Here is a 25,819-nt window from a genome sequence, read left to right on the forward strand (position 1 = left end):
CTCAGTCGCCGGACCGGCCTGATGCGACAGTCATGGTCCATGGCCTTCGGGGCTCGTTCCTGGAGGGGCTGGGAAGTGATTTGCGCTGGTCCGGAGGGGTGACGTACTGTGGGGATCACAACGACGCGGGGTGGAGCAGCTCGGTAGCTCGCTGGGCTCATAACCCAGAGGTCGCAGGTTCAAATCCTGTCCCCGCTACTGAAGACAGAGGGCCGGATCCTTAAAGGATCCGGCCCTCTGTGCATGCACCGCACGAGGCTGCCCCGCTCAGAGCTTGTGACCCACGGCTTCGCCGTACATCGCACGGTCCACGGCCTTCTCCTCCGGCACCGGCGTGCCCGTCGAGACTCCCGAATCGGCGTACGCCTTCTGCAGCCGGTCCGTGGTGCCCTTCCGGATCTCCCAGTCCATCCGCATCGACGGCGTCGGCCGCAGGGTGGCCTCGTCGGTCGATGAGGACGCCAGGGGTGATGCGGATGGGGATGTGGATGGGGATGCGGGGGGTGGCGGTGATGGGGATGGGGGGCGGGTGCGGGTCTCCCACGGGTCTCTCCTCGTACGCAATCGAGGTGCGGAGCCGCCGCGGGGCGGCGGTGATCGCCGATGACGATATGGCGACCCGTCAGATTCGAGAAGGGGGTGCGCGGGGCGGGTGTGAAGGGGGCGCGCGGGACGGGCGCCGGGGCGGTGGGTTCAGCCTTGGCCGGACGGTGGGCCGGACGGTGGGCCGGACCGGTGTCCGGGCCGGGACCCGCGGTTCCGTGCACACGGAGAACGCCCCGCACCGGACCTCCGGTGCAGGGCGTGGGGTGTGGGGCAGGGGGTGTCGGGGTTCAGGCGGCCGCGGCGCAGTTCGGGCAGATGCCGCGGTACGTCATCTCGACGCCGGAGATCGTGAAGCCGAAGCGCTCGCCGTCCGGCAGGTCCGCCAGCGGGTCGCCCGCCGGGTGTACGTCGCGGATGGCGCCGCACGTCGCGCAGACCAGGTGGTGGTGGGGGCGGTGCGCGTTCGGGTCGTACCGCTTGGCCCGGCGGTCGGTGGAGACCTCGATGACCTCGCCCAGCGTCACCATCTCGCCCAGCGTGTTGTAGACGGTGGCGCGGGAGATCTCGGGCAGCTTGGCGACGGCCCGCGCGTGGACCTCGTCGGCCGTCAGGTGTACATGGTCCCCGTCGAGCACCTCGGCCACGACGCGCCGCTGCGCAGTCATGCGCCAGCCGCGTCCACGGAGTCGTTCCAGCAGGTCACTCATGAGGACAAGCCTAACAGTGGAGTGGCCGTGTTCCGAACTGGTGTGACTTTGGATGACTGCTTGACTTGGACTAAGTCCATTGTAGGATCGGAAACGGCGTAGGCCAAGGGACAGGCTGTGCACGCCATGACGACATGACGAATGTGCAGGAATGACGCAGGAGGCGCACGTGACGCAGGGACCGCTCACCACGGAGGCCGGAGCACCGGTCGCCGACAACCAGAACAGCCAGACCGCTGGCGTCGGCGGTCCGGTGCTGGTGCAGGACCAGTTGCTGATGGAGAAGCTCGCGCACTTCAACCGCGAGCGCATTCCGGAGCGGATCGTGCACGCCCGGGGCGCCGGGGCGTACGGCACCTTCACGCTGACCCGCGACGTCTCGCAGTGGACGCGTGCGAAGTTCCTCTCCGAGGTCGGCAAGCAGACCGAGACCTTCCTGCGCTTCTCGACCGTCGCGGGCAACCTCGGCTCGGCCGACGCGGTGCGTGACCCCCGCGGCTTCGCGCTGAAGTTCTACACCGAGGACGGCAACTACGACCTCGTCGGCAACAACACCCCGGTGTTCTTCATCAAGGACGCCATCAAGTTCCCCGACTTCATCCACACCCAGAAGCGCGACCCGTACACCGGCTCGCAGGAGGCGGACAACGTCTGGGACTTCTGGGGCCTGTCGCCCGAGTCCACCCACCAGGTGACCTGGCTCTTCGGTGACCGCGGCATCCCGGCCACGCTGCGCCACATGAACGGGTACGGCTCGCACACCTACCAGTGGAACAACGAGGCCGGCGAGGTCTTCTGGGTCAAGTACCACTTCAAGACCGACCAGGGCATCAAGAACCTCACCCAGGACGAGGCCAACAAGCTCGCCGGCGAGGACCCGGACAGCCACCAGCGCGATCTGCGCGAGGCCATCGAGCGCGCCGACTTCCCGTCCTGGACCGTGCAGGTCCAGATCATGCCGGCGGCCGAGGCGGCCGCGTACCGCTTCAACCCCTTCGACCTCACCAAGGTGTGGCCGCACGAGGACTACCCGCCGGTGGAGATCGGCAAGCTGGAGCTCAACCGGAACCCGGAGAACGTCTTCGCGGAGACCGAGCAGTCGATCTTCAGCCCCGCGCACTTCGTGCCCGGCATCGGTCCGTCCCCGGACAAGATGCTCCAGGGACGTCTCTTCGCGTACGGCGACGCGCACCGCTACCGCGTCGGCATCAACGCCGACCACCTGCCGGTGAACCGTCCGCACGCCACCGAGGCGCGCACGCACAGCCGTGACGGCTACCTGTACGACGGCCGCCACAAGGGTGCGAAGAACTACGAGCCGAACAGCTTCGGCGGTCCGGTCCAGACGGACCGGCCGCTGTGGCAGCCCGTCCCGGTCACCGGCGACACCGGCACCCACGAGGCCGCCGTACACGCCGAGGACAACGACTTCGTCCAGGCCGGCAACCTCTACCGGCTCTACTCCGAGGACGAGAAGGCCCGGCTGATCGACAACCTCGCCGGGTTCATCTCGAAGGTCTCGCGCGACGACATCGCCGAGCGCGCGATCAACAACTTCCGCCAGGCCGACGGCGACTTCGGCAAGCGCCTGGAAGCCGCGGTCCAGGCCCTGCGCGGCTGAGGCCTGCCGGCCGGTCGCGGGCAGTCGCCGGCACCTGCGGGGTGGGGCGGCGAATGAGCTGTCCCACCCGGCGCCGGCCGGGCGTCCGGGTGCCCGTTCAGCCGACCAGCTCCACGGGATGGCGTCCGGCCGCTGCCCAGCAGCGGATGATGTCGCGCACCGACACCACGCCGACCGGACCGGCGTCGTCCAGCACGATCAGATGCCGGAAGCCGCCGTGCGCCATGACCTCGGCCGCCTCCTCCAGCGTCCAGGCGGGCGCCGCGAAGACCACGTCAGTGGTGGTGTGGGTGGAAGCCGTCTCGATATCGGGGTTCTGGCCCGATCCGATCGCGTTGAGGATGTCGCGCTCGGTGAGAATGCCGAGGCCGCAGGTGTCCGGGTCGTGGACGACAGCTGCTCCGATACGGCGTGCCGACATGAGCCGGGCCGCCTGGCGGAGGGTGTGGGTGGGGCCGATGGTGAGGACCACCGTACTCATGGCGTCACGGACGAGCATGAAAGGAGCCACCTCCTTCGTGAAGCGACTGCGTGAGCCGATTCACAAGTTCACAAGCAGGGGGACTCTCAGGGTCGCACTGTTGGGGAGCGGCAACAAGAGGTGGTGAGGATCATTCGAGGGGCGTGCGGTGGTGCGGCACGCCCCTCGTGGTTACCGGTGCGCCTGCTGAGGCGTCCGGCACGGCTGATCCTGTTCAGGCGTTTGACCGGCACCGATGGACCCGTACCGAACCCGTACCGGGGGCTCGCCCCGGTGGGCTGTCCCGGCGGGGCCCGTTCCGGCCGGGGTCAGTAGCGCTGGTTCAGATATCCCAGCAGTTCGTGGTGGAGTGTCCCGTTCGAGGCCGCCGCGTTGCCGCCGCCCGGTCCGGAGACTCCGTCCAGGCTGGTGAACCGGCCGCCCGCCTCCTGCACGATGATCGCGTTCGCCGCCATGTCCCAGAGCGAGAGCTCCGGCTCCGCGCAGATGTCGACCGATCCCTCGGCGACCATCATGTAGGGCCAGAAGTCCCCGTACCCGCGGGTGCGCCAGCAGGCCCGGGTCAGATCCATGAATCCGTCGAGCCTGCCCTGCTCCTCCCAGCCGGTCAGGGAGGAGTAGGCGAGCGACGCGTCCGCGATCCGCTCCACCTTCGACACCTGCAGCCGGGACGCCGAGGTCAGGCTGCGGCCGGAGAACGCCCCCGCGCCCTTCGCCGCCCACCAGCGCCGGTTCAGCGCGGGCGCGGACACCAGGCCGACCACCGGCTGGAAACCGTCCTCACCGGCCTCCATCAGTGAGATCAGCGTCGCCCAGACCGGCACGCCGCGTACGTAGTTCTTGGTGCCGTCGATCGGGTCGATCACCCAGCGCCGGGGGCCGGTCCCCTCGATCCCGTACTCCTCGCCCAGAATCGCGTCGCGCGGGCGGGCCCGATGGAGGTGGCCGCGGATCAGCTCCTCGGCGGCCTTGTCGGCCTCGGTCACCGGTGTCATGTCCGGCTTCGTCTCGACCTTGAGGTCCAGAGCCTTGAACCGGTCCATCGTCGTCGCGTCGGCGGCGTCCGCCAGCACGTGGGCGAGGCGCAGATCATCGTGGTAGTCGGGCATGACCGCCACAGTATCGACCGCGGATCAACAGAGCCACATGACCCTGACGCTGTGTGGACGCTTGACAGCGCGCAGGAGCGCATCAACTCTGAAACGCAGAGCCCCGGCGTGGGAGGCAACGATGCCGACAGCGCGAGAAGCACTGCTGGACGCGGCCCTCGCGGCCGTGACCGGCCGGCCCTGGCCGACCGTGCGGATGGTCGATGTGGCCGCTGCCGCCGGGGTCTCCCGGCAGACCCTCTACAACGAGTTCGGCAGCAAGGACGGGCTGGCCCGCGCCCTGGTCCGGCGGGCTGCCGACGCCTATCTGGACGGCGTCGAACGGGCACTGGGATCGGCCGGCGGCACGGGCGACAAGCTGGCCGCCACCGCCGCCTGGACGGTCCGGGCCACCCGGACGAACGTACTGGTCAGAGGGTTGCTCACGGGCTGCTGGGGGGACCGGTTACCGTGCCCGGCCGACCTGGTCCGCTCGCCCCGCTTCCCCATACCGGCGCAGCGCCCGGCCGATGCCGGACCGCCGACGCCCGCCGAGCTGCTCGGCCAGGTCCGGGACCGCGCGGTGGCCGCCCTGGACGGGGGACGCCCGCCGCACGACCCGGCGGCCCTGGCCGTGACCTGCGAACTCGCGCTGCGGCTAGCCCTGTCGTACGCACTGGTGCCGGCTCCTGCGGGGACCGAGGGGGAGGTGGCACCGCTGGTGAGCCACGTGGTGGAGCGGGCCCCGGACGCCGCCGCCTGAGCGGGGCGGCCGCGGACGGCACGGGCAGGGCCGCGGGTCAGTGGGTGGAACCCGAGAGCTGGAGCCCGATCACGCCGAGGATCACCAGCGAGATCGAGACCAGCTTGAGCGTGGAGACCACGTCGTCGAGGAAGACCATGCCGTAGATCGCGGTGCCCGCCGCGCCGATACCGGTCCACACCGCGTAGGCGGGTCCGACGTCGAGCTTCTTCAGCGACATGGTCAGCAGACCGAAGCTGCCGAGCGCGAAGACACAGAACGCGATGGTCGGCCAGAGCCGGGTGAAGCCGTGCGAGAGCTTGAGGCAGACGGCGAAGCCCGTCTCCAGAAGTCCCGCGACCACGACCAGCAGCCACGCCATCGTCAGTGCCCCTCCCGCATCGGTGACCGCCGTGTACCGCTGGGCGTGATTCGTGATTATGCACTTACCGGTGGCGAGTGATCGCAAACGTGCCCGGATCAGTCGCCTTCGCGTCGCTCCCGCGTGGACAGCAGCCGGTGCAGCGAGTCCAGCCGGGCCGGATCGGCGTGCCCCGCCGCCACCCAGGCATCCAGCGCGCATTCCGGTTGCCGGCTGTCGTGGGTGCAGCCGCGCGGGCACTCCTCGGTGCCGGGCTGGAGGTCGGGGAAGGCGTTGATGACCCGGGACGGGTCGATGTGGTGCAGGCCGAAGGAGCGGACGCCGGGGGTGTCGATGACCCAGCCCCGGTAGTCCGGCAGCGGGAGCGCCAGAGCCGACGTGGTGGTGTGGCGGCCCCGCCCGGTGACCGCGTTGACCACTCCGGTCGTGCGCCGCCTGTCCTTCGGCACCAGCGCGTTGACCAGCGTGGTCTTCCCGACTCCGGAGTGCCCGACGAACGCGGTCACCCGGTCGTTCAGCTGCTCTCGGACCCGTTCCGCAGCGTCGCCGTTCTCCAGCTCCTCGCGGTTGGTGACGATGAACGGCACGCCCAGCGGGGTGTACGCCTCCAGCAGCTTGTCCGGGGAGGCCAGATCGGACTTGGTCAGCACCAGGAGGGGGGAGAGCCCACCGTCGTACGCGGCGACCAGACAGCGGTCGATCATGCGCGGACGGGGTTCCGGATCGGCCAGCGCCGTGACGATCGCGAGCTGGTCGGCGTTGGCCACCACCACCCGCTCGAACGGATCGTCGTCGTCCGCCGTCCGGCGCAGCACCGAGCGGCGTTCACCGATCCGGACGATCCGGGCGAGGGTGTCCTTGTCGCCGGACAGATCGCCGACGATGGAGACGGTGTCACCCACCACCGCTGCCTTGCGGCCCAGTTCACGGGCCTTCATCGCGATGACCGTGCGGCCCTCGACGAGACAGGTGAGGCGGCCGCGGTCGACGGTGAGGACCATGCCCTCCTCGGCGTCCTCGTGCTTGGGACGGATATGCGTACGAGGCCGGTTGCCCTTGCGGTTGGGGCGGACCCGGATGTCGTCCTCGTCGGGGTTCTTGCCGTAGCGGCGCATGTCTCAGACCCCGAGCATTCGGGTCCACATCTGCGGGAAGTCCGGCAGGGTCTTGGCGGTGGTCGCCACGTTCTCGATCTCCACTCCCGGGACGGCAAGGCCGATGATCGACCCCGCGGTGGCCATCCGGTGGTCGTCGTACGTATGGAAGGTACCGCCGTGCAGCGGTCGCGGCCGGATGTGGAGGCCGTCCGCGGTCTCGGTGACGTCGCCGCCCAGCTCGTTGATCTCCTTGGTGAGCGCGGCCAGCCGGTCCGTCTCGTGCAGCCGCAGATGGGCCACGCCGCTCAGGGTGGAGGGGGAGTCGGCCAGGGCCGCGACCGCCGCGATGCCCGGGGTCAGCTCGCCGACCTCCCCGAGGTCGACTTCGATGCCGTGGATGCGGCCGGAGCCGGTGAAGGTGAGTCCGTGCTCGGTCAGCTCGCAGCTGCCGCCCATGGCGGTGAAGATGTCGCGCAGCGCGTCACCCGGCTGTGTGGTGCTCAGCGGCCAGTCCGGCACGGTGACCCGGCCGCCGGTGACCAGCGCCGCGGCCAGGAACGGCTGGGCGTTGGACAGGTCCGGCTCGATGGTCAGGTCGCGGCCGAGCAGCGCCGAGTGGGAGACCCGCCAGACGTTCGGTTCGCCGCCCGTCTCCGGCTCGTCGACCTGGGCGCCGACCGCCCGCAGCATGTCGACGGTCATCCGGATGTGCGGCATGGACGGCAGCCGGGCGCCGGTGTGGCGTACCTCCACGCCCTGGTTGAAGCGCGGCGCCGACAGCAGCAGCGCCGAGACGAACTGGGAGGACGATGAGGCGTCGATCGCGACCGGGCCGCCGTCCAGCACGCCGACGCCGTGCACGGTCATCGGCAGCGAGCCGCGGCCGTCGTCGTCGATCCGGGCGCCGAGCACCCGCAGGGCGTCGATCACCCCGTTCAGCGGGCGCTCGTAGGACCGCGGGTCACCGTCGAAGTGGACCGGGCCGTCGGCGAGGGCCGCCACCGGGGGCAGGAAGCGCATGACCGTGCCGGCGTTGCCGACGTCGATGGTGACCGGGCCGTGCAGACCGGCCGGGATGACCCGCCAGGCCTCGCCGGAGCCGTCCGGGCCGCCCGCGACGGAGGAGCTGGAGGACACCGTCTCCTCGATGCCGACGCCCATCGCGCGCAGCGCGTCGGCCATCAGCAGGGTGTCGCGGGAGCGCAGCGGGCGGCGCAGCCAGCCGGGCTCCGAGGAGAGCGCGGCCAGCACCAGTGCGCGATTGGTGACCGACTTCGATCCGGGCACGGTGACGGTCGCGTCGACGGCTCCGCTCGCATGCGGGGCGGGCCAGAGGGCGGGGTGCACGGAACTTTCGGTCATGACGCTCACTTTAGACCGACCTCCGCCAACCCGGATCTAGATCAAATGCGTGGAAACCTGGACGTAACGCAGGGGTGGTGAAGGAAGCGAGGTCACAGACCCAGCATCCAGCGCCCGCCGCCGATCAGTGAGCAGAGCGACACGGCGTGGAACAGGAACAGCCACAGCGCGGCCGGTACGTCCGTCAGCCGCGACAACTGGTCCGCGTCCGAGTCCGGCGCACCGCCGTGCCGCCGCTTGGACTGCAGCTCGAACGCCGGACGCACACCGCCCAGCAGCAGGAACCAGACCGCACTGTAGGCGAACAGCGACTGCCAGTCGGGCGAGGCCAGCCACGACATCAGCAGGAAGAGCGAACCGGTGAAGATCACCGCCAGCGCCCCGTACACATTGCGGATCATCACCAGCATCACCGCGAGCAGCGCCGTGGCCAGCCACAGCAGCAGCGTGATCCGCCCGTTGACCAGCAGCCACGCGCCGCCGAGCCCCAGCAGCGGCGGCGCGGTGTAACCCGCCGCCGCGGTGAGGACCATGCCGATGCCGGTCGGCTTGCCGCGGCTCACCGTCAGGCCGCTGGTGTCCGAGTGCAGCCGGATGCCCGAGAGCTGCCGCCCGGTGAGCAGGGCGACCAGTCCGTGACCACCCTCGTGGGCGATGGTGATCGCGTTGCGGGTCAGCCGCCATATGACGTTGGGGACGACGGCGATGAGCGCGGCCGTGGCGGTGACCACGACCAGCCACTGCTCGGGGGCCGGCTGAGTACCGAAGACGCGGTCCCACAGATTGCCGAGATCGGTGCTGTCCATGGGGTGGGCGGCTCCTTGCGGTGTTGACGTGAGGTGTTCGCGTCCGGTCGGGACGGCGGTCGTGGCAGTCTGGCACTTATGTGCGGACGGTATGCAGCGAGTCGGCGGCCCGGGGATCTGACCGGACTCTTCCAGGTGGAGAAGTGGGAACCGGCCGAGGCGCTGGAGCCCGATTACAACGTGGCGCCGACCAAGGAGGTCTACGCCGTACTGGAGCGTCCGGTGAAAGACGCGGATGACCAGCGTCCGGTTCGCCAGCTGCGCGCACTGAAATGGGGACTCGTCCCTTCCTGGGCCAGAACACCGGAGGGCGGCGCCCGGATGATCAACGCCCGCGCCGAGACGGTGCACGAGAAGCCGTCCTTCCGCCGCCCCTTCGTCTCGCGGCGCTGCATCCTGCCGGCCGACGGCTATTACGAGTGGGTGACCGGCAGCGAGGAGCGGCAGCTGGAGGAGAAGGGCCGCAGGAAGCGGCCCCGCAAGCAGCCGTACTTCGTGACCCCCGCCGACGGATCGGTCTTCGCCATGGCCGGGCTGTACGAGTTCTGGCGGGACCGGACCCTGCCGGACGACCATCCGCAGGCCTGGTGGGTGACCTGCTCGGTGATCACGACCGAGGCGGAGACGAGCCCGCTCGCCGTCGCCCCGGCCGAGGGCCCGGCCGCGCTCGCCGACATCCACCCCCGGATGCCGCTGATGCTGACCCCGGACCGCTGGGACGACTGGCTGGACCCCTCGCACACCGACGTCGAGGAGCTGCGGGGGCTGCTCACCCCGCCGCCCGGCGGGCTGATGCGGGCCTATCCGGTCGCCACCACCGTCAGCAACGTTCGCAACAACGGCCCCGAGCTGCTGGACGAGCTGGCCGCGCCCGAGGTCGGCACGCTCTTCTGAGACACGGGTCGCAGCGGTGCCGGTCGCACCGGTCTTGGTTGGATGGGCCCGTGAAAGCCACCGACACAGCCCCACGCACCGAAACGGTCGACACCGAGGCCGGGACCGCCCGGATCAGCTGGCTGCCCGCGCGCGAACCCCGCCTCCTGCTCGCCCTCGGCCACGGCGCCGGCGGCGGCATCGAGGCCCGGGACCTGCGGGCGCTGGCCGCCGCACTGCCCGCGCACGGGGTGAGCGTCGCTCTGGTGGAGCAGCCGTGGCGGGTCGCCGGGAAGAAGCTCGCGCCCGCCCCGAAAACCCTGGACACCGGCTGGCGCGGCCTGTGGCCGGCACTGGCCGACGCCGGGCTCCCGGTCGTCGCCGGCGGACGCAGCGCAGGGGCCCGGGTGGCCTGCCGCACGGCGTCCGCACTCGGCGCCCGCGCGGTCCTCGCGCTCAGCTTCCCGCTGCACCCCCCGGGCCGGCCGGAGAAGTCCCGTAAGGACGAGCTGCTGGCCTCCGGCGTACCCACCCTCGTCGTCCAGGGTGGCAACGACCCGTTCGGCAGGCCCGCCGAATTTCCTCCGGGGGAGTACCGGCTCGCCGAGGTGCCGCACGCGGACCACGGCTTCTCCGTACCGAAGCGGTCGGGGACGACCGAGGACCGGGCGATGGAGATCCTCACGTCGGCCGTGACCGGCTGGCTGGCCGCGACGGTGTGACGTACGACCCGGGAATGCCGGACGGGGGACCGCTGTTGTCCGGGGTGTCGGTACACCAACGTCGTACGTGGAGAGGGAGTCCGTCGCATGGGTTCAACCATCTGCCCGCGTCGCTCGAACGCCGCTGACCTGGAGTGGACGGTGCTGCATGCGGCCAAGACCACTTCAGAGCGGGCGCTGAGCGGATCGGATCGACAGCCCGCGGCGGACCAAGGTCGACTATTCTCCGATTCGAGCGGGTCCGGTTTCGGCTCCGCCACAGCGTTGGAGGAGGTGGGTCCGGTCACTGGGACCGACACAGGGACCGACGACGGCCGCCCGCAGGAGACGACCGCCGAGCGCAACGCGCGCTTCGAGCGCGATGCCCTCGGATTCCTCGACCAGATGTACTCGGCCGCGCTGCGCATGACGCGCAACCCCGCGGACGCCGAGGACCTGGTCCAGGAGACGTACGCCAAGGCGTACGGATCCTTCCACCAGTTCCGTGAGGGCACCAACCTCAAGGCGTGGATGTACCGCATCCTCACCAACACGTTCATCAACTCGTACCGCAAGAAGCAGCGTGAACCCCAGCGCAGTGCCGCCGAGGAGATCGAGGACTGGCAGCTGGCCCGCGCCGAGTCCCACATGTCGACAGGTCTGCGCTCCGCCGAGTCCCAGGCCCTCGACCACCTGCCCGACTCCGATGTGAAGTCCGCGCTGCAGGCGATCCCCGAAGAGTTCCGCATCGCGGTCTATCTCGCCGATGTAGAGGGCTTTGCCTACAAGGAGATCGCGGACATCATGGGGACTCCCATCGGTACGGTGATGTCCCGACTGCACCGGGGCCGCCGTCAACTGCGCGGCATGCTGGAGGACTACGCCCGTGACCGCGGGCTCGTCCCGGCCGGCGCCGGTGAGTCGGACGATCGGAAAGGCTCGGGCTCATGAGCTGCGGAGAGCCGCACGAGACGGAGTGCTCAGAGGTCCTCGATCACCTCTACGAGTTCCTCGACCGGGAGATGCCCGACAGCGACTGCACCAAGTTCGAGACGCACTTCGGTGAGTGCAACCCCTGCCTGGAGAAGTACGGGCTGGAGCAGGCCGTGAAGAAGCTGGTCAAGCGCTGCTGCGGCCAGGACGACGTGCCGGCCGACCTGCGCTCCAAGGTGATGGGGCGGATCGACCTGATCCGCTCCGGCCAGGCGGTGCCTGAGCAGGACGTGACGGTGTCCGACCCCGAACTGCCGGCCGCCGCCAAGGAATGACGCGTCACCCGAACGTGCTAATCACGGTCGTCGGCACTCTGCCGGGACGTCCAACTCGCTAGCCTGACGCCTCCATTGGCGATGCTGGGGGGCGGGCGGAACGGGTGAGAGCCACACGCGGGGCGGTGCGGGCGTACATCCTGGCCGTCACGCTCTGCGCCACCCTGTGCGTGCTGCCGGCGCTGCGGCCCGGCGCGGACACCCCGTGGGCCACGCTCGGACTGCTCGCCGGGCTCTACCTGGGCTGCGAACTCCCCGGCCGCTGCCCGTTCTTCGGCCGCTCCGCGCCGGTCAGTGCCGGGTCGTTCTTTCCGCTGCTGCTCGCCGCCGCCTTCCTGCTGCCGCCCGCGGCCGCGGCGCTGGTCGCGGTACCCGGCTCGCTCGTCGGCCGGGTGGAGAATCCCCCGGCCGCCGCCCGCCGCGTCTGGCGGGCGGCCGAGCTCGCCCTCACCGTCTGGGCGGCCTCCCGCGTCCACGCCCTGCTCGGCGGTCCCGCCGCGCTCGGCGGCCCCGGACCCGGACGGCTGCCCGACCTCCCGTACGCGCTGCTGCCCGCCTGCGCGGCCGCACTGGCCTTCAGCCTGGTGCTGGCCGCGCTGGACGGCTCGATCCTGGCCACGGCCGAACAGCTGCCCGTCCGGCGCGCCTGGAGCGGGCTGCTGCCCCACTCGCTCGGCCCGCACCTCGTGCACGGCCTCGCCGGACTGATGATGGCGGTCCTGTGGAGCAGCTCGTACGGGCCGCTGGCCGCGCTCTTCGTCCTGTTGCCGATGTACATCTCCTGCTGGGTCTTCGCCCAGTACCACCGCGAGCACGCCGCGCACCGCGCCACGATCAGGGCCCTGGTGCAGGCCGTCGACATCAAGGACACCTACACCCGGGGCCACAGCGAGCGGGTGGGGCGCGCCTCCGTGCTGATCGCCCATGAACTGGGCATGGCGCAGGACCGCGTCGAAGTGCTCCGGTTCGCCGGCATCCTGCACGACGTCGGCAAGCTCGGCGTGCCGACCCGGGTGCTGCGCAAGGACGGGCCGCTGACGCCTCAGGAGCGGCGGGTGATCGAGCTGCACCCGGAGTACGGGCACGAGATCGTCCGCGGCATCGGCTTCCTCGGCGAGGCGCGGGCCGCGATCCTGCACCACCACGAACGGCTCGACGGCAGCGGGTACCCGTACGGGCTCACCGGTCGCGAGATCCCCGAGTTCGCCCGCGTGGTCGCCGTCGCCGACGCCTTCGACGCGATGACCTCGACCCGGTCCTACCGGCCGGGCCGGCCGGTGCCGGTCGCCGTGGAGGAGCTCAAGCGGTGTGCCGGCACCCAGTTCGATCCGCAGATGGTGCGGGCGCTGGCGCGGGGCCTGGAGCGGCACGGGTGGTCGGGGGCGGCGTCGGCCGTGACCGCGGACGACGAGCGGGTGCCGGACGACGAGCGGGTGCCGGCGCCGCGGACCGGGGGCGCCGGACGGGACGCGGATGCCGGGCCCGACCGGGGCCGTCCCCGGTGAGCCGGGAGCGGTCCCCGCTGCCCCCGGCCACCCTGGCCGTTCGCGGCGCCGCCCTCGCGCTCGCCGTCGCCGGGCTCGGGCACACCCTCTGGGACGGGGTCCGGGATCCCGGCCACGCCCTCGCCTTCGGGGTGCTCATCACCATCGGCGAGCTGGCCCGCTGGGGCGCCCTCCCCGGTGAACGGGAGCCCGCACCGCTCGGCGCCGCCGGAGCGCTCGCGTACGCCCTGCTCGGCCGCAGCGGCGGGGAGCCCACCGGGCACGGCGCGCTCCAGGTCGTCGCCGTGCTCGTCGCGGCCCAGCTCATCGCCTCCGTGCCCCATGTGGCACGCGGCAGCGGGCCCGGCCCGGACCAGGTGGCCCGCCGCGTGCTGACCGTCGCCTTCGCGGCCGTGTGCTTCCAGCCGCTCTACAACTCCGGCCGGTCCGAGAACTGGTTCGGCGACGGCCCGTACCACGCGGCCTTCCTGCTCCTGCTGCTCGGCCTCACCGCCCTGTGCGACGCCGTTCTGGGCGCCCTGCTGCTGCGCGCCGGCACCGCCGTCCCGTACGGGCCGCTGCTCCGCGACGAGCTGCGGGCCCTGACCGGCATCGGATCGGCGGTCTGCGCGACCGGCGCGGTCATGGCGCTCGGGGTCGCCGCCGCCGGGCTGTGGGCGCTGCCCGTCCTGTGCGTACCGCTGCTGCTCACCCAGGTGTCGTTCCGTCGTTTCGTCGCCGTACGCACCACCTACCGGCAGACCATCGCCTCGCTCGCCCGGTCCACCGAGATCGCCGGTTACACCCCGCACGGCCATGCCCGCAGGGTGGCGGCGCTCTGCACGGCCGTCGGCCGTGAGCTGGGGCTCTCCGGGCCCGAGCTCACGGTCCTTGAGTACGCGGCCCTGATGCACGACATCGGCCAGCTCTCGCTCGTCGACCCGGTCCCGGAGGGGGCCACCGCCGTACTGCCCGCCGCCGAGCAGCGCCGGATCGCGCTGCTCGGCGGGGCCGTGGTCCGCCAGACCGGGGTCGACGCGAAGGTCGCCGCGGTGGTGGAGCGGCAGGCCGACCCCTACCGTGAGCAGCCGCTGTCCGCCAGGATCGTCAGGGCGGTCAACGCATACGACGACCTGTGCGGGAAAAGTCTCAGCGGGCCGCTCGGCGCGCTGGAACAGCTCAGGCTCGGGACCGGCCACGACTACCAGTCCCAGGTCGTGGAATCGCTCGCCAGGGTTCTGGCCAGGGACGGTCTGACCCCTGTCCCACCTGGGTAAACCCATGGGTAATGAGCGGGCGTCCGGCCGGGCATGGTTGGATGCGAAGGAGAGCGAAAAACGAGGGTGTCCAGTCGGGACAGGCGGGAATCGTGAGGATCTTCGGGAAGGTACGGCATCGGCCCTCCGCCTCTTGGCGGCAGGCCACGGACCGCGCGTTCACGCTGATCGGCGACGGTCGGTACGACGATGCGGGCGCACTGCTGACGCGGGCGGCGGACCTGGAGCCCTGGCTCTCCGAGTCATGGTTCAACCTGGCGCTGCTGCACAAGTTCCGGCATGACTGGGAACAGGCGCGGGCCGCCGGACTGCGGGCCGTCGCGCTCCTCGACAAGGAGTCCGGCGCCCCTGACTGGTGGAACGTCGGGATCGCCGCCACCGCACTGCAGGACTGGCCGCTGGCGCGCCGTGCCTGGCAGGCGTACGGGCTGAAGGTGCCCGGCGGCGGGCAGCAGAGCCCCGCCTCCAACAGCGAGCCGGTCGGCATGGAGCTGGGCAGCGCGGCCGTGCGGCTGTCGCCCGAGGGCGAGGCCGAGGTCGTGTGGGGCCGCAGGCTGGACCCGGCGCGGATGGAAGTGCTGTCGATCCCGCTGCCGTCCTCCGGGCGGCGCTGGGGCGAGGTCGTGCTGCACGACGGGGTGCCGAACGGCGAGCGGATTACCGCGGCCGGGCCCTCCTACCCCGTCTTCGACGAGATTGAGCTGTGGGCGCCGTCCCCCGTGCCGACCTGGGTGGTGCTTCTCGAAGCCGCCACCGAGGCGGACCGGGACGCCCTGGAGCAGCTGGCGTCGGACGCAGGTTTCGCCGCCGAGGACTGGTCGTCGTCCGTCCGGCTGCTCTGCCGGGCCTGCTCGGAGAGCCGGATGGAGAGCGACGAGGGCGACGGCGAGCACCTCGACCCGCACGACCACAGCGAGCCGGGACACCCCGGCCCGCTGGGGCACCGCACCGCCGGTGAGCTGTGGGTGCCGGAGCGTGAGTGCGGCCTGGCGGCGCCCGCCGGGCTGGTGCGCGGCCTGCTCGACGGCTGGGTGGCGGACAGCCCGGACAGCCGTGAGTGGCGGGATCTCGAAGAAGTCTGCTGACCGGTGCCCGTAGGCTGTACGGGCACCGATTCCGGTGCTCGGGCGCCCGGGTTCTCGCGAGCCGCGGACCCCGGGTTTCACGTTGTGAGGAAGGCGTACGGCGGACATGGCGCAGCAGGAGACGGACGAGCAGATCAGCGTCGACGACGAGGGCTACCTCGTCGACACCGAGGACTGTGAGGCGCGTGAGGCGGCATACCGCGAGCGCGGCACCTCACACCCGATCACGGTCGTGGGCAACCCCGTCCTGCACAAGGAGTGCAAGGACGTCACCGCCTTCGACGACAAGCTGGCCACGCTGATCGACGACATGTTCGCCAGCCAGCGGACGGCGGAGGGCGTGGGCCTGGCCGCCAACCAGATCGGGGTCGACCTCAAGGTCTTCGTCTACGACTGCCCGGACGACGACGGGGTGCGGCACACGGGCGTCATCTGCAACCCGGTGCTCGACGAGCTGCCGCCCGAGCGGCGCGTCCTGGACGACGCCAACGAGGGCTGCCTCTCGGTCCCGACGGCGTACGCCTCGCTGGCCCGCCCGGACTACGCGGTGGTGCGCGGACAGGACGCGAAGGGCAACCCCGTCAAGGTGCGGGGCGACGGCTACTTCGCCCGCTGCCTCCAGCACGAGACGGACCACCTGTACGGCCACCTGTACATCGACCGGCTCTCGAAGCGCGACCGCAAGGACGCGCTCCGGCAGATGGAGGAGAACACCCCGCGCTACGAGATCGTGCCGAACGACTGAGACCGACCTGAGCGCGCAGCTGCGCGGGGGCCCCCTTCCGGTACGCCGGGGCAGGGCCCCCGCGGCGTCTCCCGTTCGTCAACCGCCTTGCTCCTGTGCATAGTTGACGCGCGTCGACTCGTCCGACAGTCTCTCTGTCCACACCTTCGTCGCAGTAGGGAGCCCCCATGCTCAAACGTTCCGCGAGACTCCTGCTCGGTCTTGTCATGACCATGGCTTTTGCTTGGGGCGGGGCCGTGGTCACCGCCGGCACCGCACAGGCCGACGGCTGCTACACCTGGACCCGCACCCTGTCCCCCGGCGCCACCGGAAACGATGTCGTCCAGCTCCAGATCCGAGTCGCCGGATACCCCGGATACAACTCCGTACTCGCCGTGGACGGCTCCTACGGACCGGCCACCACGGCAGCCGTCAAGCGCTTCCAGGCCGCCTACGGACTGGCCGCCGACGGCATAGCGGGCCCCTCCACCCAGGCCAAGATCTACTCCCTCCAGGACAGCGACTGCACGCCGATCCACTTCACCTACGCCGAGCACAACACCTGCAACAGCACCTGGGCGGGCGGTGCCGTCGCGGCGGGCACGGCGAAGGCCAACGCGCTGAGCACCATGTGGAAGCTGGAGGCGCTGCGGCACGCGCTCGGCGACCACCCCATCAGGATCAACAGCGGCTTCCGCTCCGCGGCCTGCAACAGCGCGGTCGGCGGCGCGGCAGGCAGTCGCCACATGTACGGCGACGCGGCCGACCTGGGCGGACTCCCGCTGTGCACCATCGCCCAGCAGGCCCGCAACCACGGGTTCAACGGGATCCTCGGCCCGGGCTACCCGGACCACGGCGACCACATCCACGTGAACCAGGGCCCGAGCCACTTCTGGTCGGCGCCGAACTGCGGTATCTGACATCCGGCACACGTGTGGGGCCCGCCGCACCGGCGAGCCCCACACGTGCGGGTCAGGCGGACTTCGCCGTCAGGGGCGTCCCGCCCGTCGTCTGCACCGCGGCGCCGTCCGCGGCCCGCTCGAACCAGGGGAGCGAGACGTTGATGTAACAGGCGCAGACCCCGACCCCGCGCTCCCGGTACGCGGGCACGTCGGTCGCCGAACCCCGCGCGGCGCGGCCGTCGTCGTCGTTCAGCAGCTGGAGCACGGTGCGCGAACCGTAGAACACGCCCGTGGAGGTCGCGGCGGTGACCGTGACCCGGTCGCCGACATCGAGGCGGTAGCCCTCCGCGCCCAACGACCCCTTCAGGGCCGGGTCCTGGCGCAGCACGATGTCCCCGGCCCGGGCGGCGGACAGGCCCCGCGACACCGAGGGGTGCCCGTTCAGCTCGGCCGCGAACCTCCGCGCGTCGGCGGCGGTGCGCTGCTCCCGCGCCCCGTCGAGCACGATCCTGGCCCGGTCGGTGAGGGTGAACTCCCCCTCGCCGGGCTGCCACTGCCGCAGCGAGGGCAGCACCTCGGGCGGATCCGTCCACGGCCGCGGCGCTCTGCCAGGGCAGCAGAGTGGCGGCGAGCGCGGCCACCACGGCCCCGATGGTCCTTCGTCTTGCTGTCCGGATGTCCATCCGTCAGACCCTGGCCCCCTCGCCGGGGTCCGGTCCATGGACAGGTGAGGGAAACGGTTGGACGAATGATCGGAGGTCAACTCCGCCTGGGGCGGGCGACTTCGGTCATTGCGGAGGGGCTGTGGAAGGCCCTCCGATACGCATGCGGCTTGATGCCCGAAGAACGTACGAGCCGGCGGCGCGGCGCGACGGCGTTCCCGAAGCCGGACCGTCCTGCGATCGTGTCCGTCGTTTCATCCGATGTCTCCAGGAGGTGCTGTGCCGCCAGCTCCGGGCGAAGGCGCGCGGGGCGGGGGCTGATGGTGAACCGCCGCGGACGGCGGACGCCGCGCGGCCGGTGAGGGCCGCACGGCGTCCGTACCTGAGGAGCTGGGCGAGGAAACCGGAGGGTTCTAGAAGTCGTCGTCGAAGCCGACCGTGCCCTCGACCGCCACCTGGTACGCCGACGGGCGGCGCTCGAAGAAGTTCGTCAGCTCCTGGACGCCCTGGAGCTCCATGAACGAGAACGGGTTCTGCGATCCGTACACCGCGGGGAAGCCCAGCCGGGCGAGACGCTGGTCGGCGACGCACTCCAGGTACTCGCGCATGGACTCGGTGTTCATGCCCGGCAGCCCCTCGCCGCACAGGTCGCGGCCGAACTGGAGCTCCGCCTCGACGGCCTCCTTGAGCATGTCGGTGACCTGCTCCTGGAGGGCGTCGTCGAAGAGCTCCGGCTCCTCCTTGCGGACGGTGTCCACGACCTCGAACGCGAAGCTCATGTGCATGGTCTCGTCACGGAAGACCCAGTTCGTCCCGGTGGCGAGGCCGTGCAGCAGGCCGCGCGAGCGGAACCAGTAGACGTACGCGAACGCGCCGTAGAAGAACAGCCCCTCGATGCACGCCGCGAAGCAGATCAGGTTCAGCAGGAAACGGCGGCGGTCGGCCTTCGTCTCCAGCCGGTCGATCTTCTCGACCGAATCCATCCACTTGAAGCAGAACTGCGCCTTCTCACGGATCGAGGGAATCTCCTCGACCGCGTCGAACGCGGCCGCCCGGTCGTCCGGATCGGGCAGATAGGTGTCGAGCAGCGTCAGATAGAACTGGACGTGCACGGCCTCCTCGAAGAGCTGCCGCGACAGGTACAGCCGCGCCTCGGGGGAGTTGATGTGCTTGTACAGCGTCAGCACGAGGTTGTTGGAGACGATCGAGTCACCGGTCGCGAAGAACGCCACCAGCCGGCCGATCATGTGCTGCTCGCCCGGCGACAGCTTGGCGAGGTCGGAGACGTCGGAGTGGAGGTCCACCTCCTCCACCGTCCAGGTGTTCTTGATCGCGTCCCGGTAGCGCTCGTAGAAGTCCGGGTAGCGCATGGGTCGCAGGGTCAGCTCGAAGCCCGGGTCCAGCAGGTTCTTGTTCTCGGATGTGCTCATTACTGGCAGGCCTCGCAGGACTCGGGGTTTTCGAGGGAGCAGGCGATCGCGTCCGCGTCGGGCGCGGCGGCCTGCTGTACGGGAATGGGGGCGGCGGCCTGGCCGGATGCCGCACGGGCGATCCGGGTCGCCGGGCGCGAGCGCAGGTAGTACGTCGTCTTCAGCCCCTGCTTCCAGGCGTACGCGTACATCGAGGAGAGCTTGCCGATCGTCGGCGTCTCCAGGAACAGGTTCAGCGACTGGCTCTGGTCGAGGAACGGCGTACGGGCCGCCGCCATGTCGATCAGTCCGCGCTGCGGGATCTCCCACGCCGTGCGGTACAGCGCCCGCACCTCCTCCGGGATCCAGGCGAAGCCCTGCACCGAGCCGCTGGCCTCGCGCAGCGCCTCACGGGTCCGCGCGTCCCACACGCCGAGCTTCTTCAGCTCGTCGACGAGGTAGGCGTTGACCTGGAGGAACTCACCGCTGAGCGTCTCGCGCTTGAAGAGGTTGGAGACCTGCGGCTCGATGCACTCGTACACGCCCGCGATCGAGGCGATCGTCGCCGTCGGCGCGATGGCGAGCAGCAGCGAGTTGCGCATGCCGGTCGTCGCGACCCGGGCGCGCAGGGCGTCCCAGCGCTCCGGCCAGTTCAGCTCGGTGTCGTAGTGGTCCGGGTGCAGCACACCGCGGGCGGCACGCGTCTCGGACCAGGCGGGCAGCGGGCCGGACCGCTCGGCCAGGTCGCAGGACGCCTCGTACGCGGCGAGCATGATCCGCTCGGAGATCTTCGTGGAGAGGGTGCGCGCCTCGGGGGAGTCGAACGGCAGCCGCAGCCGGAAGAAGACGTCCTGGAGACCCATCGCGCCCAGGCCCACCGGCCGCCAGCGGGCGTTGGACCGGCCGGCCTGCTCGGTCGGGTAGAAGTTGATGTCGACGACCCGGTCGAGGAAGGTCACGGCGGTACGGACGGTGGCGTCCAGACGCTCCCAGTCGATCGTGCCGTCGGCGACGAACGCGCCGAGGTTGACCGAACCCAGGTTGCAGACGGCCGTCTCGCCGTCGTCGGTGACCTCCAGGATCTCCGTGCACAGGTTCGAGGAGTGCACGACGCGGCCCGGCTCGGCGGTCTGGTTCGCGGTCCGGTTGGAGGCGTCCTTGAACGTCATCCAGCCCTGGCCGGTCTGCGCGAGCGTCCGCATCATCCGGCCGTACAGCTCACGGGCCGGCATCGTCTTGCGGGCCAGGCCCTTGGCCTCGGCCGCCCGGTACGCGGCGTCGAACGCGTCGCCCCACAGGTCGACCAGCTCGGGCACGTCGGCCGGGGAGAACAGCGACCAGGTGCCGTCCGCGTCGACCCGGCGCATGAACTCGTCCGGGATCCAGTGCGCCAGGTTGAGGTTGTGCGTGCGCCGCTGGTCCTCGCCCGTGTTGTCGCGCAGCTCCAGGAACTCCTCGATGTCCGCGTGCCACGTCTCCAGGTAGACGGCCGCGGCGCCTTTGCGGCGGCCGCCCTGGTTCACCGCGGCGACGGAGGCGTCGAGCGTCTTCAGGAACGGCACGATGCCGTTGGAGTGCCCGTTGGTGCCGCGGATCAGCGAACCGCGGGCGCGGACACGGGAGTACGAGAGGCCGATGCCGCCCGCGTGCTTGGAGAGCCGCGCCACCTGGTGGTAGCGGTCGTAGATCGAGTCCAGCTCGTCCAGCGGCGAGTCCAGCAGATAGCAGGAGGACATCTGCGGGTGCCGGGTGCCGGAGTTGAAGAGGGTGGGGGATGAGGGGAGGTAGTCCAGCCGGCTCATCAGCCGGTACAGCGCGGCGACCTCGTCCAGGGCGCGCTCGGAGTTGTCCTCGGCGAGCCCGGCGGCGACCCGCAGCATGAAGTGCTGCGGGGTCTCGACGACCTGGCGGGTGAGCGGGTGGCGCAGCAGATAGCGGCTGTACAGGGTGCGCAGACCGAAGTAGCCGAAGCGGTCGTCGGCGCCGTCGGCGAGGGCCTGCCCCACCAGAGCGTCGAGAGCGGCCGCGTGGAGCGTCACGAACTCGGCGGTGCGGTCCGCGATCAGGCCCTCGCGGTGACTGACGGCGACCGATGCGGAGAAGGACGTCGCGCCCTGCCCGGCGGCCTCGTCCGCGATGGAGCGGGTGAGGAGGCGGGCGGCGAGCCGGGAGTAGGCGGGGTCCTCGGAGATCAGGCCCGCGGCGGCCTCGGTGGCCAGCGAGCGCAGCTCGGCCTCGTCCGACCGGGCGTTGCGGCCGCGCAGCGCGGCGGCGGCGACGCGGCCGGGGTCGGTGTCGGGCAGATCCGCGGTGAGGTCGGTGAGGGTCCGCAGCAACGCGGTTCCCGGTCCGTCCTTCGCGGGTGTCGCGGACGGGTCGGCTCCGGACTCGACCGCCCCGGACTCGACTGCTCCGGACTCGACTGCTCCGGACTCGGCGGCTTCCGACTCGGCGGCTTCGGACTCGGCCGCTGAAACCGGATCGGCTGGCGCGATGGTCACGTGGTGCTCTCCCTCGCTCGGCTCTGGGCCGGCGGGGGAACGGGGGCAGCCGGGCGGAGCCGGACCCTGGGCAGGGCAGCACTCCGTGCGGCGTCCACCGGCCCATCCACGAGGCCCGGACGTCTGGGCATCCGGTTCGGTCGAGCCGGATGCGCTGTCGGCAGGTCCTCGGACTCACGGATGCGCAAAAGCACACCGAACACACCGTTGCGGGACAGTTCCGGATTCGCACCGGATTTCCCTGCGTCGACAGCGAGCACGAGCATACATGTGGGGGCAGCCGGATGCGGCAGCCCCCACATGTTGTGTTGCGCGACGCGTCAGTGCGACGTCATGACGCCGGCGGGAGGTCCAGGCGATATGTCAGCAACGACACCCCGTCGATGGGGTACCAGTCCCTCTCGGGGGTCCGTACGAAGCCGAGGCGCCCGTAGATCCTATGGGCTCCGTGCATGCTCGGCTGCGTCGACAGGACGATCCCCGTGACCCCCGAGGTGCCCTGTGCGCGGTCGATACAGGCCCGGACGAGCGCCTCGCCCGCCCCGGCCCCACGGGCCTCGCGGGAGACCGCGAGCATCCGGAACTCGGCCTCGTCCGCGGCCGCGATGTCGGCCCACCGGTTCCCCGGCGGGGCGTAGGTCACGCCGCCCAGGACCCGGCCCCGCGCATCCGCCGCGACGAGTACCTCGGCCTCGGCGGCCCGCCGGGCGACGTCCCGCAGCTGAACCAGGTACGGATCGTCGGCGCCGAAGTCCAGCAGCCCGTCCCCGAGATAGGCCTCGGCGGTGATCTCGCCGAGGGCGGTGTGCTCGGCGGGCTCGATCGGCCTGATGGTGATGTCCATACGCGGAAGTCTGCCGTATCCGCGGGCGCCGTCCGCAAGGGTTTTCCGCCCGGCGCGCGAACGGGCCGCCGCGCCCCTGTGCGTGGGGTGCGGCGGCCCGTGCCGCTGCCGTCAGTGCCCGCCCGGCGCCCCGGCCGTTACCGGCGGGAGCTCCTTCTTCACACCGGGGGCGGCCAGGTCGTCCGCGTCCGCGGTGTAGTCGCCGGGGGATGTCTCGTCGGTCCCGGCAGGCGCCTTCACGGCGTTCAGGACGAGGGTGAGGACGAGGGTGACCACGACGTTCAGCACGAACGCCGTCAGGCCGATGTAGCCGATCTCGCCGATGCCCGGGATCTCCTTGGACGACCCGCCGAAGTGCGCCTGGGTCGGGCCGGCCACCCCGTATGCGGCGGCCGTGCCGTAGACCATGCCGACCGCCCAGCCCGCGAGCAGCGCCCAGCGGTGGAACCACCGGGTGAACAGGCCGCCGACCAGGGCCGGCATCGTCTGGAGGATCCAGATCCCGCCGAGCAGCTGGAAGTTGATCGCGACCGTCTTGTCCATGGTGAGGACGAAGGCGAGCGCGCCGACCTTCACCAGCAGCGACACCAGCTTGGAGACCCTGGTCTCCTGGGCGGCCGTCGCGTCGGGCTTCAGGAAGTCCTTGTAGATGTTCCGGGTGAACAGGTTCGCCGCGGCGATCGACATGATCGCCGCGGGCACCAGCGCGCCGATGCCGATGGCGGCGAACGCCACCCCCGCGAACCAGTCGGGGAACATGTTCTCGAAGAGCTGAGGGATCGCCAGCTGAAAGTTGTCCACCTTGACCCCGGCGGCGATCGCCATGAAGCCGAGCAGCGCGAGCAGGCCCAGCATCAGCGAGTACAGCGGCAGGATCGTGGTGTTGCGGCGGATCACGTCGCGGCTGCGGCTGGAGAGCGTCGCCGTGATCGAGTGCGGATACATGAAGAGCGCGAGCGCCGACCCCAGGGCCAGCGTGGCGTAGCCCCACTGGCCGTTCACCCCGGGCGCGAGCGCGCCGGTCGGCTTGCCTCCCGGCGGGCCCGCGAACTTCTCCTGCGCGGCGGCGAAGATGTTGTCGAAGCCGCCGAGCTTGATCGGGATGTAGATGATCGCCACGGCGATGACCAGGTAGATCAGCCCGTCCTTGACGAACGCGATCAGCGCGGGTGCGCGCAGCCCGGAGGAGTACGTGTACGCGGCGAGTACCGCGAACGCGATCAGCAGCGGCAGGTCCTTGACGAACCAGTGGGTGTTCTCGCCGCCGCCTACGCCCATCACGTCCAGCACCGCCTGGATGCCGACGAGCTGCAGCGCGATGTACGGCATGGTGGCGAGGATGCCGGTGACGGCGACGGCGAGGGAGAGCCCCTTGGAGCCGAACCGGCCGCGGACGAAGTCCGAGGTGGTGACGTAGCCGTGCTTGTGCGAGACCGACCACAGCCGCGGCAGGAAGGTGAAGATCAGCGGGTACACCAGGATGGTGTAGGGCACCGCGAAGAAGCCGGCCGCGCCCGCCGCGTAGATCGCCGCGGGTACGGCGACGAAGGTGTACGCGGTGTAGAGGTCGCCGCCGAGCAGGAACCAGGTGACCCAGGTGCCGAACGACCGGCCGCCCAGGCCCCACTCGTCGAGACTGGCCTCGTTCTCGGCCTTGCGCCAGCGGGCCGCCATGAAGCCGATGACCGTGACGGCCAGGAAGAAGAAGATGAAGACGCCGAGCGCGACGCCGTTCACGCCGTCCTTCATGCTGACGCACCTCCCTTGCGGGCGCGCTGGTCACGCTGCCACAGCTTGTACGCGATCATCGTGAGCGCGGTCGAGATCAGCACCCAGAGCATCTGGTACCAGTAGAAGAACGGGATGCCGATGAAGGCCGGGTCGATCCTGGCGTACGAACTCACCCAGAGCATCGCCACGAACGGCGCGATGAGACAGAAGGCGATGACCACCCGCACCGGTGTGACGGTGGGCGGCTCTGCTGCTGGGCCCGGCTCCCCTGCTGGGTCCGGCTTTCCTTCTGGGTCTGCTGTCATTGCGGCGACTCCGTCCCCTCGCTGATCACCTGTCGTGATGCGCACGAAATCTAGGCGAGGGTTCCGGCCGGCGTCACCCCCAGTCGGCGTTGCGGTCCGGCAACGGCCTTCATACCGCGAACGGTTGGCCGAAACAGCTCCAGGCGTACGAAAAATGGTCTAGTCCAATGGCGGTATGGAGTGCCTTCTGTGGGCGCGGAACAGCCCCCGTGGAAGCGGCTCCACGGGGGCTGTTCGGGTAATGCTTCGGGCGGGCGTCCGTTCAGTCCAGCGGACGCTTCAGGCGGGCCACGAACTTGTAGCGGTCGCCGCGGTAGACCGAGCGGACCCACTCGACCGGCTCGCCCTGTTCGTCCAGCGAGTGCCGGGACAGCATCAGCATCGGCAGGCCCACGTCCGTGCCGAGCAGTCCGGCCTCGCTCGGGGTGGCGAGGGAGGTCTCGATGGTCTCCTCGGCCTCGGCCAGCCGCACGTCGTACACCTCGGACAGGGCTGTGTAGAGAGAGGTGTACTTCACCAGCGAACGCCTCAGCGCGGGGAAGCGTTTGGCTGAGAGGTGGGTGGTCTCGATCGCCATCGGCTCACCGCTCGCCAGCCGCAGCCGCTCGATCCGCAGTACGCGGCCGCCCGTGGTGATGTCGAGGAGCTGGGCCAGTGTGTCATCGGCCGTGACATAGCCGATGTCCAGTAGCTGGGACGTCGGTTCCAGCCCCTGGGCGCGCATGTCCTCCGTGTACGAGGTGAGTTGCAGGGCCTGCGAGACCTTCGGCTTGGCGACGAAGGTGCCCTTGCCCTGGATGCGTTCCAGCCGGCCCTCGACGACCAGTTCCTGGAGCGCCTGGCGCACGGTGGTGCGCGAGGTGTCGAACTCGGCGGCCAGGGTCCGCTCCGGGGGTACGGGGGTGCCCGGCGGCATCGTGTCCGTCATGTCGAGGAGATGTCGCTTCAGCCGGTAGTACTTCGGGACGCGCGCGGTACGCGTACCCGCGCCCGCGCCCGTCTCGTTCTCCGTGCTGCCCCCGCCGGTACCCATGGCCCGCCTTCCCGACTGCTGCGTTGCTGCCGTCACCGGCTCCTCCGTCTGTCGCGGCTCACATGGTGGCACGGTCCGGTCACGGCTCGTCGCCCTCCCTCAGGTGTCGGTCCTATAACGGACGCGAGTGCACTTCTTATACACCCTTGACACCCCTAAAGGTCTAGGCCAAGCTCCCCGTACTGGTC

26 protein-coding genes, 1 tRNA gene, 1 pseudogene and 1 riboswitch are annotated in these 25,819 nt (G+C 70.7%); of the genes and pseudogenes, 12 read left to right on the forward strand and 16 right to left on the reverse strand.

Going from position 1 to position 25,819, the window contains the following annotated elements; translation table 11 throughout:
* Positions 1 to 124: 124 nt before the first annotated feature.
* Positions 125 to 198 (forward strand) — tRNA-Met (locus tag FHX80_RS20285).
* Positions 199 to 267: 69 nt separating this feature from the next.
* On the opposite strand, the gene FHX80_RS34780 is transcribed toward FHX80_RS20285, so the two are convergent.
* The gene (locus FHX80_RS34780) at positions 268 to 411 is read right to left on the reverse strand and encodes a hypothetical protein (RefSeq protein WP_167523336.1); all 144 of its coding nucleotides are present in this window, start codon (positions 409 to 411) and stop codon (positions 268 to 270) included.
* Positions 412 to 833: 422 nt separating this feature from the next.
* A complete protein-coding gene (locus FHX80_RS20295; protein ID WP_145765496.1) occupies positions 834 to 1,253 on the reverse strand; it encodes a Fur family transcriptional regulator in 420 nt (139 codons plus the stop codon).
* A gap of 169 nt (positions 1,254 to 1,422) precedes the next feature.
* Here FHX80_RS20295 and FHX80_RS20300 point away from each other — a divergent pair, with 169 nt between their 5' ends.
* The gene (locus FHX80_RS20300) at positions 1,423 to 2,874 is read left to right on the forward strand and encodes a catalase (protein ID WP_208764691.1); all 1,452 of its coding nucleotides are present in this window, start codon (positions 1,423 to 1,425) and stop codon (positions 2,872 to 2,874) included.
* 97 nt (positions 2,875 to 2,971) lie between these two features.
* Here the strand turns inward: FHX80_RS20300 and FHX80_RS20305 are convergent, their stop codons facing one another.
* Together FHX80_RS20305 and hisN are read right to left on the reverse strand one after the other, a co-directional pair.
* Positions 2,972 to 3,373 (reverse strand): CBS domain-containing protein, encoded by a 402-nt coding sequence (locus FHX80_RS20305; RefSeq protein ID WP_145765498.1) that lies wholly within the window; start codon positions 3,371 to 3,373, stop codon positions 2,972 to 2,974.
* A gap of 290 nt (positions 3,374 to 3,663) precedes the next feature.
* Positions 3,664 to 4,464, reverse strand: a complete 801-nt coding sequence (hisN, locus tag FHX80_RS20310) for a histidinol-phosphatase (RefSeq protein ID WP_145765499.1) — start codon at positions 4,462 to 4,464, stop codon at positions 3,664 to 3,666.
* 121 nt (positions 4,465 to 4,585) lie between these two features.
* Between hisN and FHX80_RS20315 the strand changes: the two genes are divergently transcribed.
* Positions 4,586 to 5,206: a TetR/AcrR family transcriptional regulator gene (locus tag FHX80_RS20315; RefSeq protein ID WP_145765500.1), complete on the forward strand. Its 621-nt coding sequence runs from the start codon at positions 4,586 to 4,588 to the stop codon at positions 5,204 to 5,206.
* 37 nt (positions 5,207 to 5,243) lie between these two features.
* Here FHX80_RS20315 and FHX80_RS20320 read toward each other — a convergent pair whose 3' ends face one another.
* The 4 genes from FHX80_RS20320 to FHX80_RS20335 form a co-directional block, all read right to left on the reverse strand.
* On the reverse strand, positions 5,244 to 5,567 hold the full coding sequence (locus FHX80_RS20320; RefSeq protein ID WP_145765501.1) for a DMT family transporter: 324 nt from the start codon (positions 5,565 to 5,567) through the stop codon (positions 5,244 to 5,246).
* Between the two features lie 98 nt (positions 5,568 to 5,665).
* Positions 5,666 to 6,682, reverse strand: a complete 1,017-nt coding sequence (gene rsgA / locus FHX80_RS20325; RefSeq protein WP_145765502.1) for a ribosome small subunit-dependent GTPase A — start codon at positions 6,680 to 6,682, stop codon at positions 5,666 to 5,668.
* 3 nt (positions 6,683 to 6,685) lie between these two features.
* Entirely contained in the window at positions 6,686 to 8,026 is a 1,341-nt protein-coding gene (gene aroA, locus FHX80_RS20330; protein ID WP_145765503.1) for a 3-phosphoshikimate 1-carboxyvinyltransferase, read from the reverse strand.
* Between the two features lie 92 nt (positions 8,027 to 8,118).
* Positions 8,119 to 8,832 (reverse strand): M50 family metallopeptidase, encoded by a 714-nt coding sequence (locus tag FHX80_RS20335; RefSeq protein ID WP_145765504.1) that lies wholly within the window; start codon positions 8,830 to 8,832, stop codon positions 8,119 to 8,121.
* A 78-nt stretch (positions 8,833 to 8,910) separates the two neighbouring features.
* On the opposite strand from FHX80_RS20335, the gene FHX80_RS20340 reads away from it, so the two are divergent.
* The 9 genes from FHX80_RS20340 to FHX80_RS20380 all read left to right on the forward strand — a co-directional run bounded on the left by FHX80_RS20340 (position 8,911) and on the right by FHX80_RS20380 (position 17,164).
* Complete coding sequence (locus FHX80_RS20340) at positions 8,911 to 9,726, forward strand: SOS response-associated peptidase (protein ID WP_145765505.1); 816 nt, start codon at positions 8,911 to 8,913, stop codon at positions 9,724 to 9,726.
* A 50-nt stretch (positions 9,727 to 9,776) separates the two neighbouring features.
* The gene (locus FHX80_RS20345) at positions 9,777 to 10,427 is read left to right on the forward strand and encodes an alpha/beta hydrolase family protein (protein ID WP_145765506.1); all 651 of its coding nucleotides are present in this window, start codon (positions 9,777 to 9,779) and stop codon (positions 10,425 to 10,427) included.
* Between the two features lie 273 nt (positions 10,428 to 10,700).
* The gene (locus FHX80_RS20350; protein WP_018105559.1) at positions 10,701 to 11,357 is read left to right on the forward strand and encodes a sigma-70 family RNA polymerase sigma factor; all 657 of its coding nucleotides are present in this window, start codon (positions 10,701 to 10,703) and stop codon (positions 11,355 to 11,357) included.
* Positions 11,354 to 11,674, forward strand: coding sequence for a mycothiol system anti-sigma-R factor (gene rsrA, locus FHX80_RS20355; RefSeq protein WP_145765508.1), 321 nt, complete (start codon positions 11,354 to 11,356; stop codon positions 11,672 to 11,674). Before FHX80_RS20350 ends, rsrA begins: the two co-directional genes overlap by 4 nt.
* Positions 11,675 to 11,778: 104 nt before the next feature.
* Positions 11,779 to 13,179, forward strand: a complete 1,401-nt coding sequence (locus tag FHX80_RS20360; protein ID WP_145765509.1) for an HD-GYP domain-containing protein — start codon at positions 11,779 to 11,781, stop codon at positions 13,177 to 13,179.
* Positions 13,176 to 14,435 carry an HD-GYP domain-containing protein gene (locus FHX80_RS20365; protein ID WP_145765510.1) on the forward strand — a complete coding sequence of 420 codons (1,260 nt, stop codon included), beginning with the start codon at positions 13,176 to 13,178 and terminating at the stop codon, positions 14,433 to 14,435. Before FHX80_RS20360 ends, FHX80_RS20365 begins: the two co-directional genes overlap by 4 nt.
* Before the next feature lie 92 nt (positions 14,436 to 14,527).
* Positions 14,528 to 15,520 (forward strand): tetratricopeptide repeat protein, encoded by a 993-nt coding sequence (locus FHX80_RS20370; protein ID WP_145765511.1) that lies wholly within the window; start codon positions 14,528 to 14,530, stop codon positions 15,518 to 15,520.
* A gap of 106 nt (positions 15,521 to 15,626) precedes the next feature.
* The gene (def, locus tag FHX80_RS20375; protein WP_145765512.1) at positions 15,627 to 16,265 is read left to right on the forward strand and encodes a peptide deformylase; all 639 of its coding nucleotides are present in this window, start codon (positions 15,627 to 15,629) and stop codon (positions 16,263 to 16,265) included.
* A gap of 167 nt (positions 16,266 to 16,432) precedes the next feature.
* Positions 16,433 to 17,164: a D-Ala-D-Ala carboxypeptidase family metallohydrolase gene (locus FHX80_RS20380; protein ID WP_145765513.1), complete on the forward strand. Its 732-nt coding sequence runs from the start codon at positions 16,433 to 16,435 to the stop codon at positions 17,162 to 17,164.
* Between the two features lie 52 nt (positions 17,165 to 17,216).
* Here FHX80_RS20380 and FHX80_RS20385 read toward each other — a convergent pair whose 3' ends face one another.
* From FHX80_RS20385 to FHX80_RS20420, 8 genes and pseudogenes are all read right to left on the reverse strand, one after another.
* The gene (locus FHX80_RS20385) at positions 17,217 to 17,720 is read right to left on the reverse strand and encodes a glycoside hydrolase family 20 zincin-like fold domain-containing protein (protein ID WP_244318344.1); all 504 of its coding nucleotides are present in this window, start codon (positions 17,718 to 17,720) and stop codon (positions 17,217 to 17,219) included.
* Positions 17,721 to 17,905: 185 nt separating this feature from the next.
* A pseudogene (locus tag FHX80_RS35810) lies at positions 17,906 to 18,097 on the reverse strand (AraC family transcriptional regulator); the annotation flags it as partial.
* Between the two features lie 124 nt (positions 18,098 to 18,221).
* Positions 18,222 to 19,238 (reverse strand): ribonucleotide-diphosphate reductase subunit beta, encoded by a 1,017-nt coding sequence (locus tag FHX80_RS20395; RefSeq protein WP_145765514.1) that lies wholly within the window; start codon positions 19,236 to 19,238, stop codon positions 18,222 to 18,224.
* The gene (locus tag FHX80_RS20400; protein WP_145765515.1) at positions 19,238 to 21,718 is read right to left on the reverse strand and encodes a ribonucleoside-diphosphate reductase subunit alpha; all 2,481 of its coding nucleotides are present in this window, start codon (positions 21,716 to 21,718) and stop codon (positions 19,238 to 19,240) included. The genes FHX80_RS20395 and FHX80_RS20400 overlap by 1 nt, the downstream gene beginning before the upstream one ends.
* Positions 21,719 to 21,872: 154 nt before the next feature.
* A riboswitch (adenosylcobalamin-variant (AdoCbl-variant) riboswitch) is annotated at positions 21,873 to 21,971 on the reverse strand.
* Between the two features lie 78 nt (positions 21,972 to 22,049).
* Positions 22,050 to 22,562, reverse strand: a complete 513-nt coding sequence (locus FHX80_RS20405) for a GNAT family N-acetyltransferase (RefSeq protein ID WP_145765516.1) — start codon at positions 22,560 to 22,562, stop codon at positions 22,050 to 22,052.
* A gap of 111 nt (positions 22,563 to 22,673) precedes the next feature.
* Positions 22,674 to 24,311: a monocarboxylate uptake permease MctP gene (gene mctP / locus FHX80_RS20410; protein WP_145765517.1), complete on the reverse strand. Its 1,638-nt coding sequence runs from the start codon at positions 24,309 to 24,311 to the stop codon at positions 22,674 to 22,676.
* Positions 24,308 to 24,514: a DUF3311 domain-containing protein gene (locus FHX80_RS36415; protein WP_145767398.1), complete on the reverse strand. Its 207-nt coding sequence runs from the start codon at positions 24,512 to 24,514 to the stop codon at positions 24,308 to 24,310. Before FHX80_RS36415 ends, mctP begins: the two co-directional genes overlap by 4 nt.
* Before the next feature lie 346 nt (positions 24,515 to 24,860).
* Positions 24,861 to 25,631: a GntR family transcriptional regulator gene (locus FHX80_RS20420; protein ID WP_145767399.1), complete on the reverse strand. Its 771-nt coding sequence runs from the start codon at positions 25,629 to 25,631 to the stop codon at positions 24,861 to 24,863.
* Between the last annotated feature and the right edge of the window lie 188 nt (positions 25,632 to 25,819).

This window comes from Streptomyces brevispora (assembly GCF_007829885.1).
Taxonomy (GTDB): Bacteria; Actinomycetota; Actinomycetes; order Streptomycetales; family Streptomycetaceae; genus Streptomyces; species Streptomyces brevispora.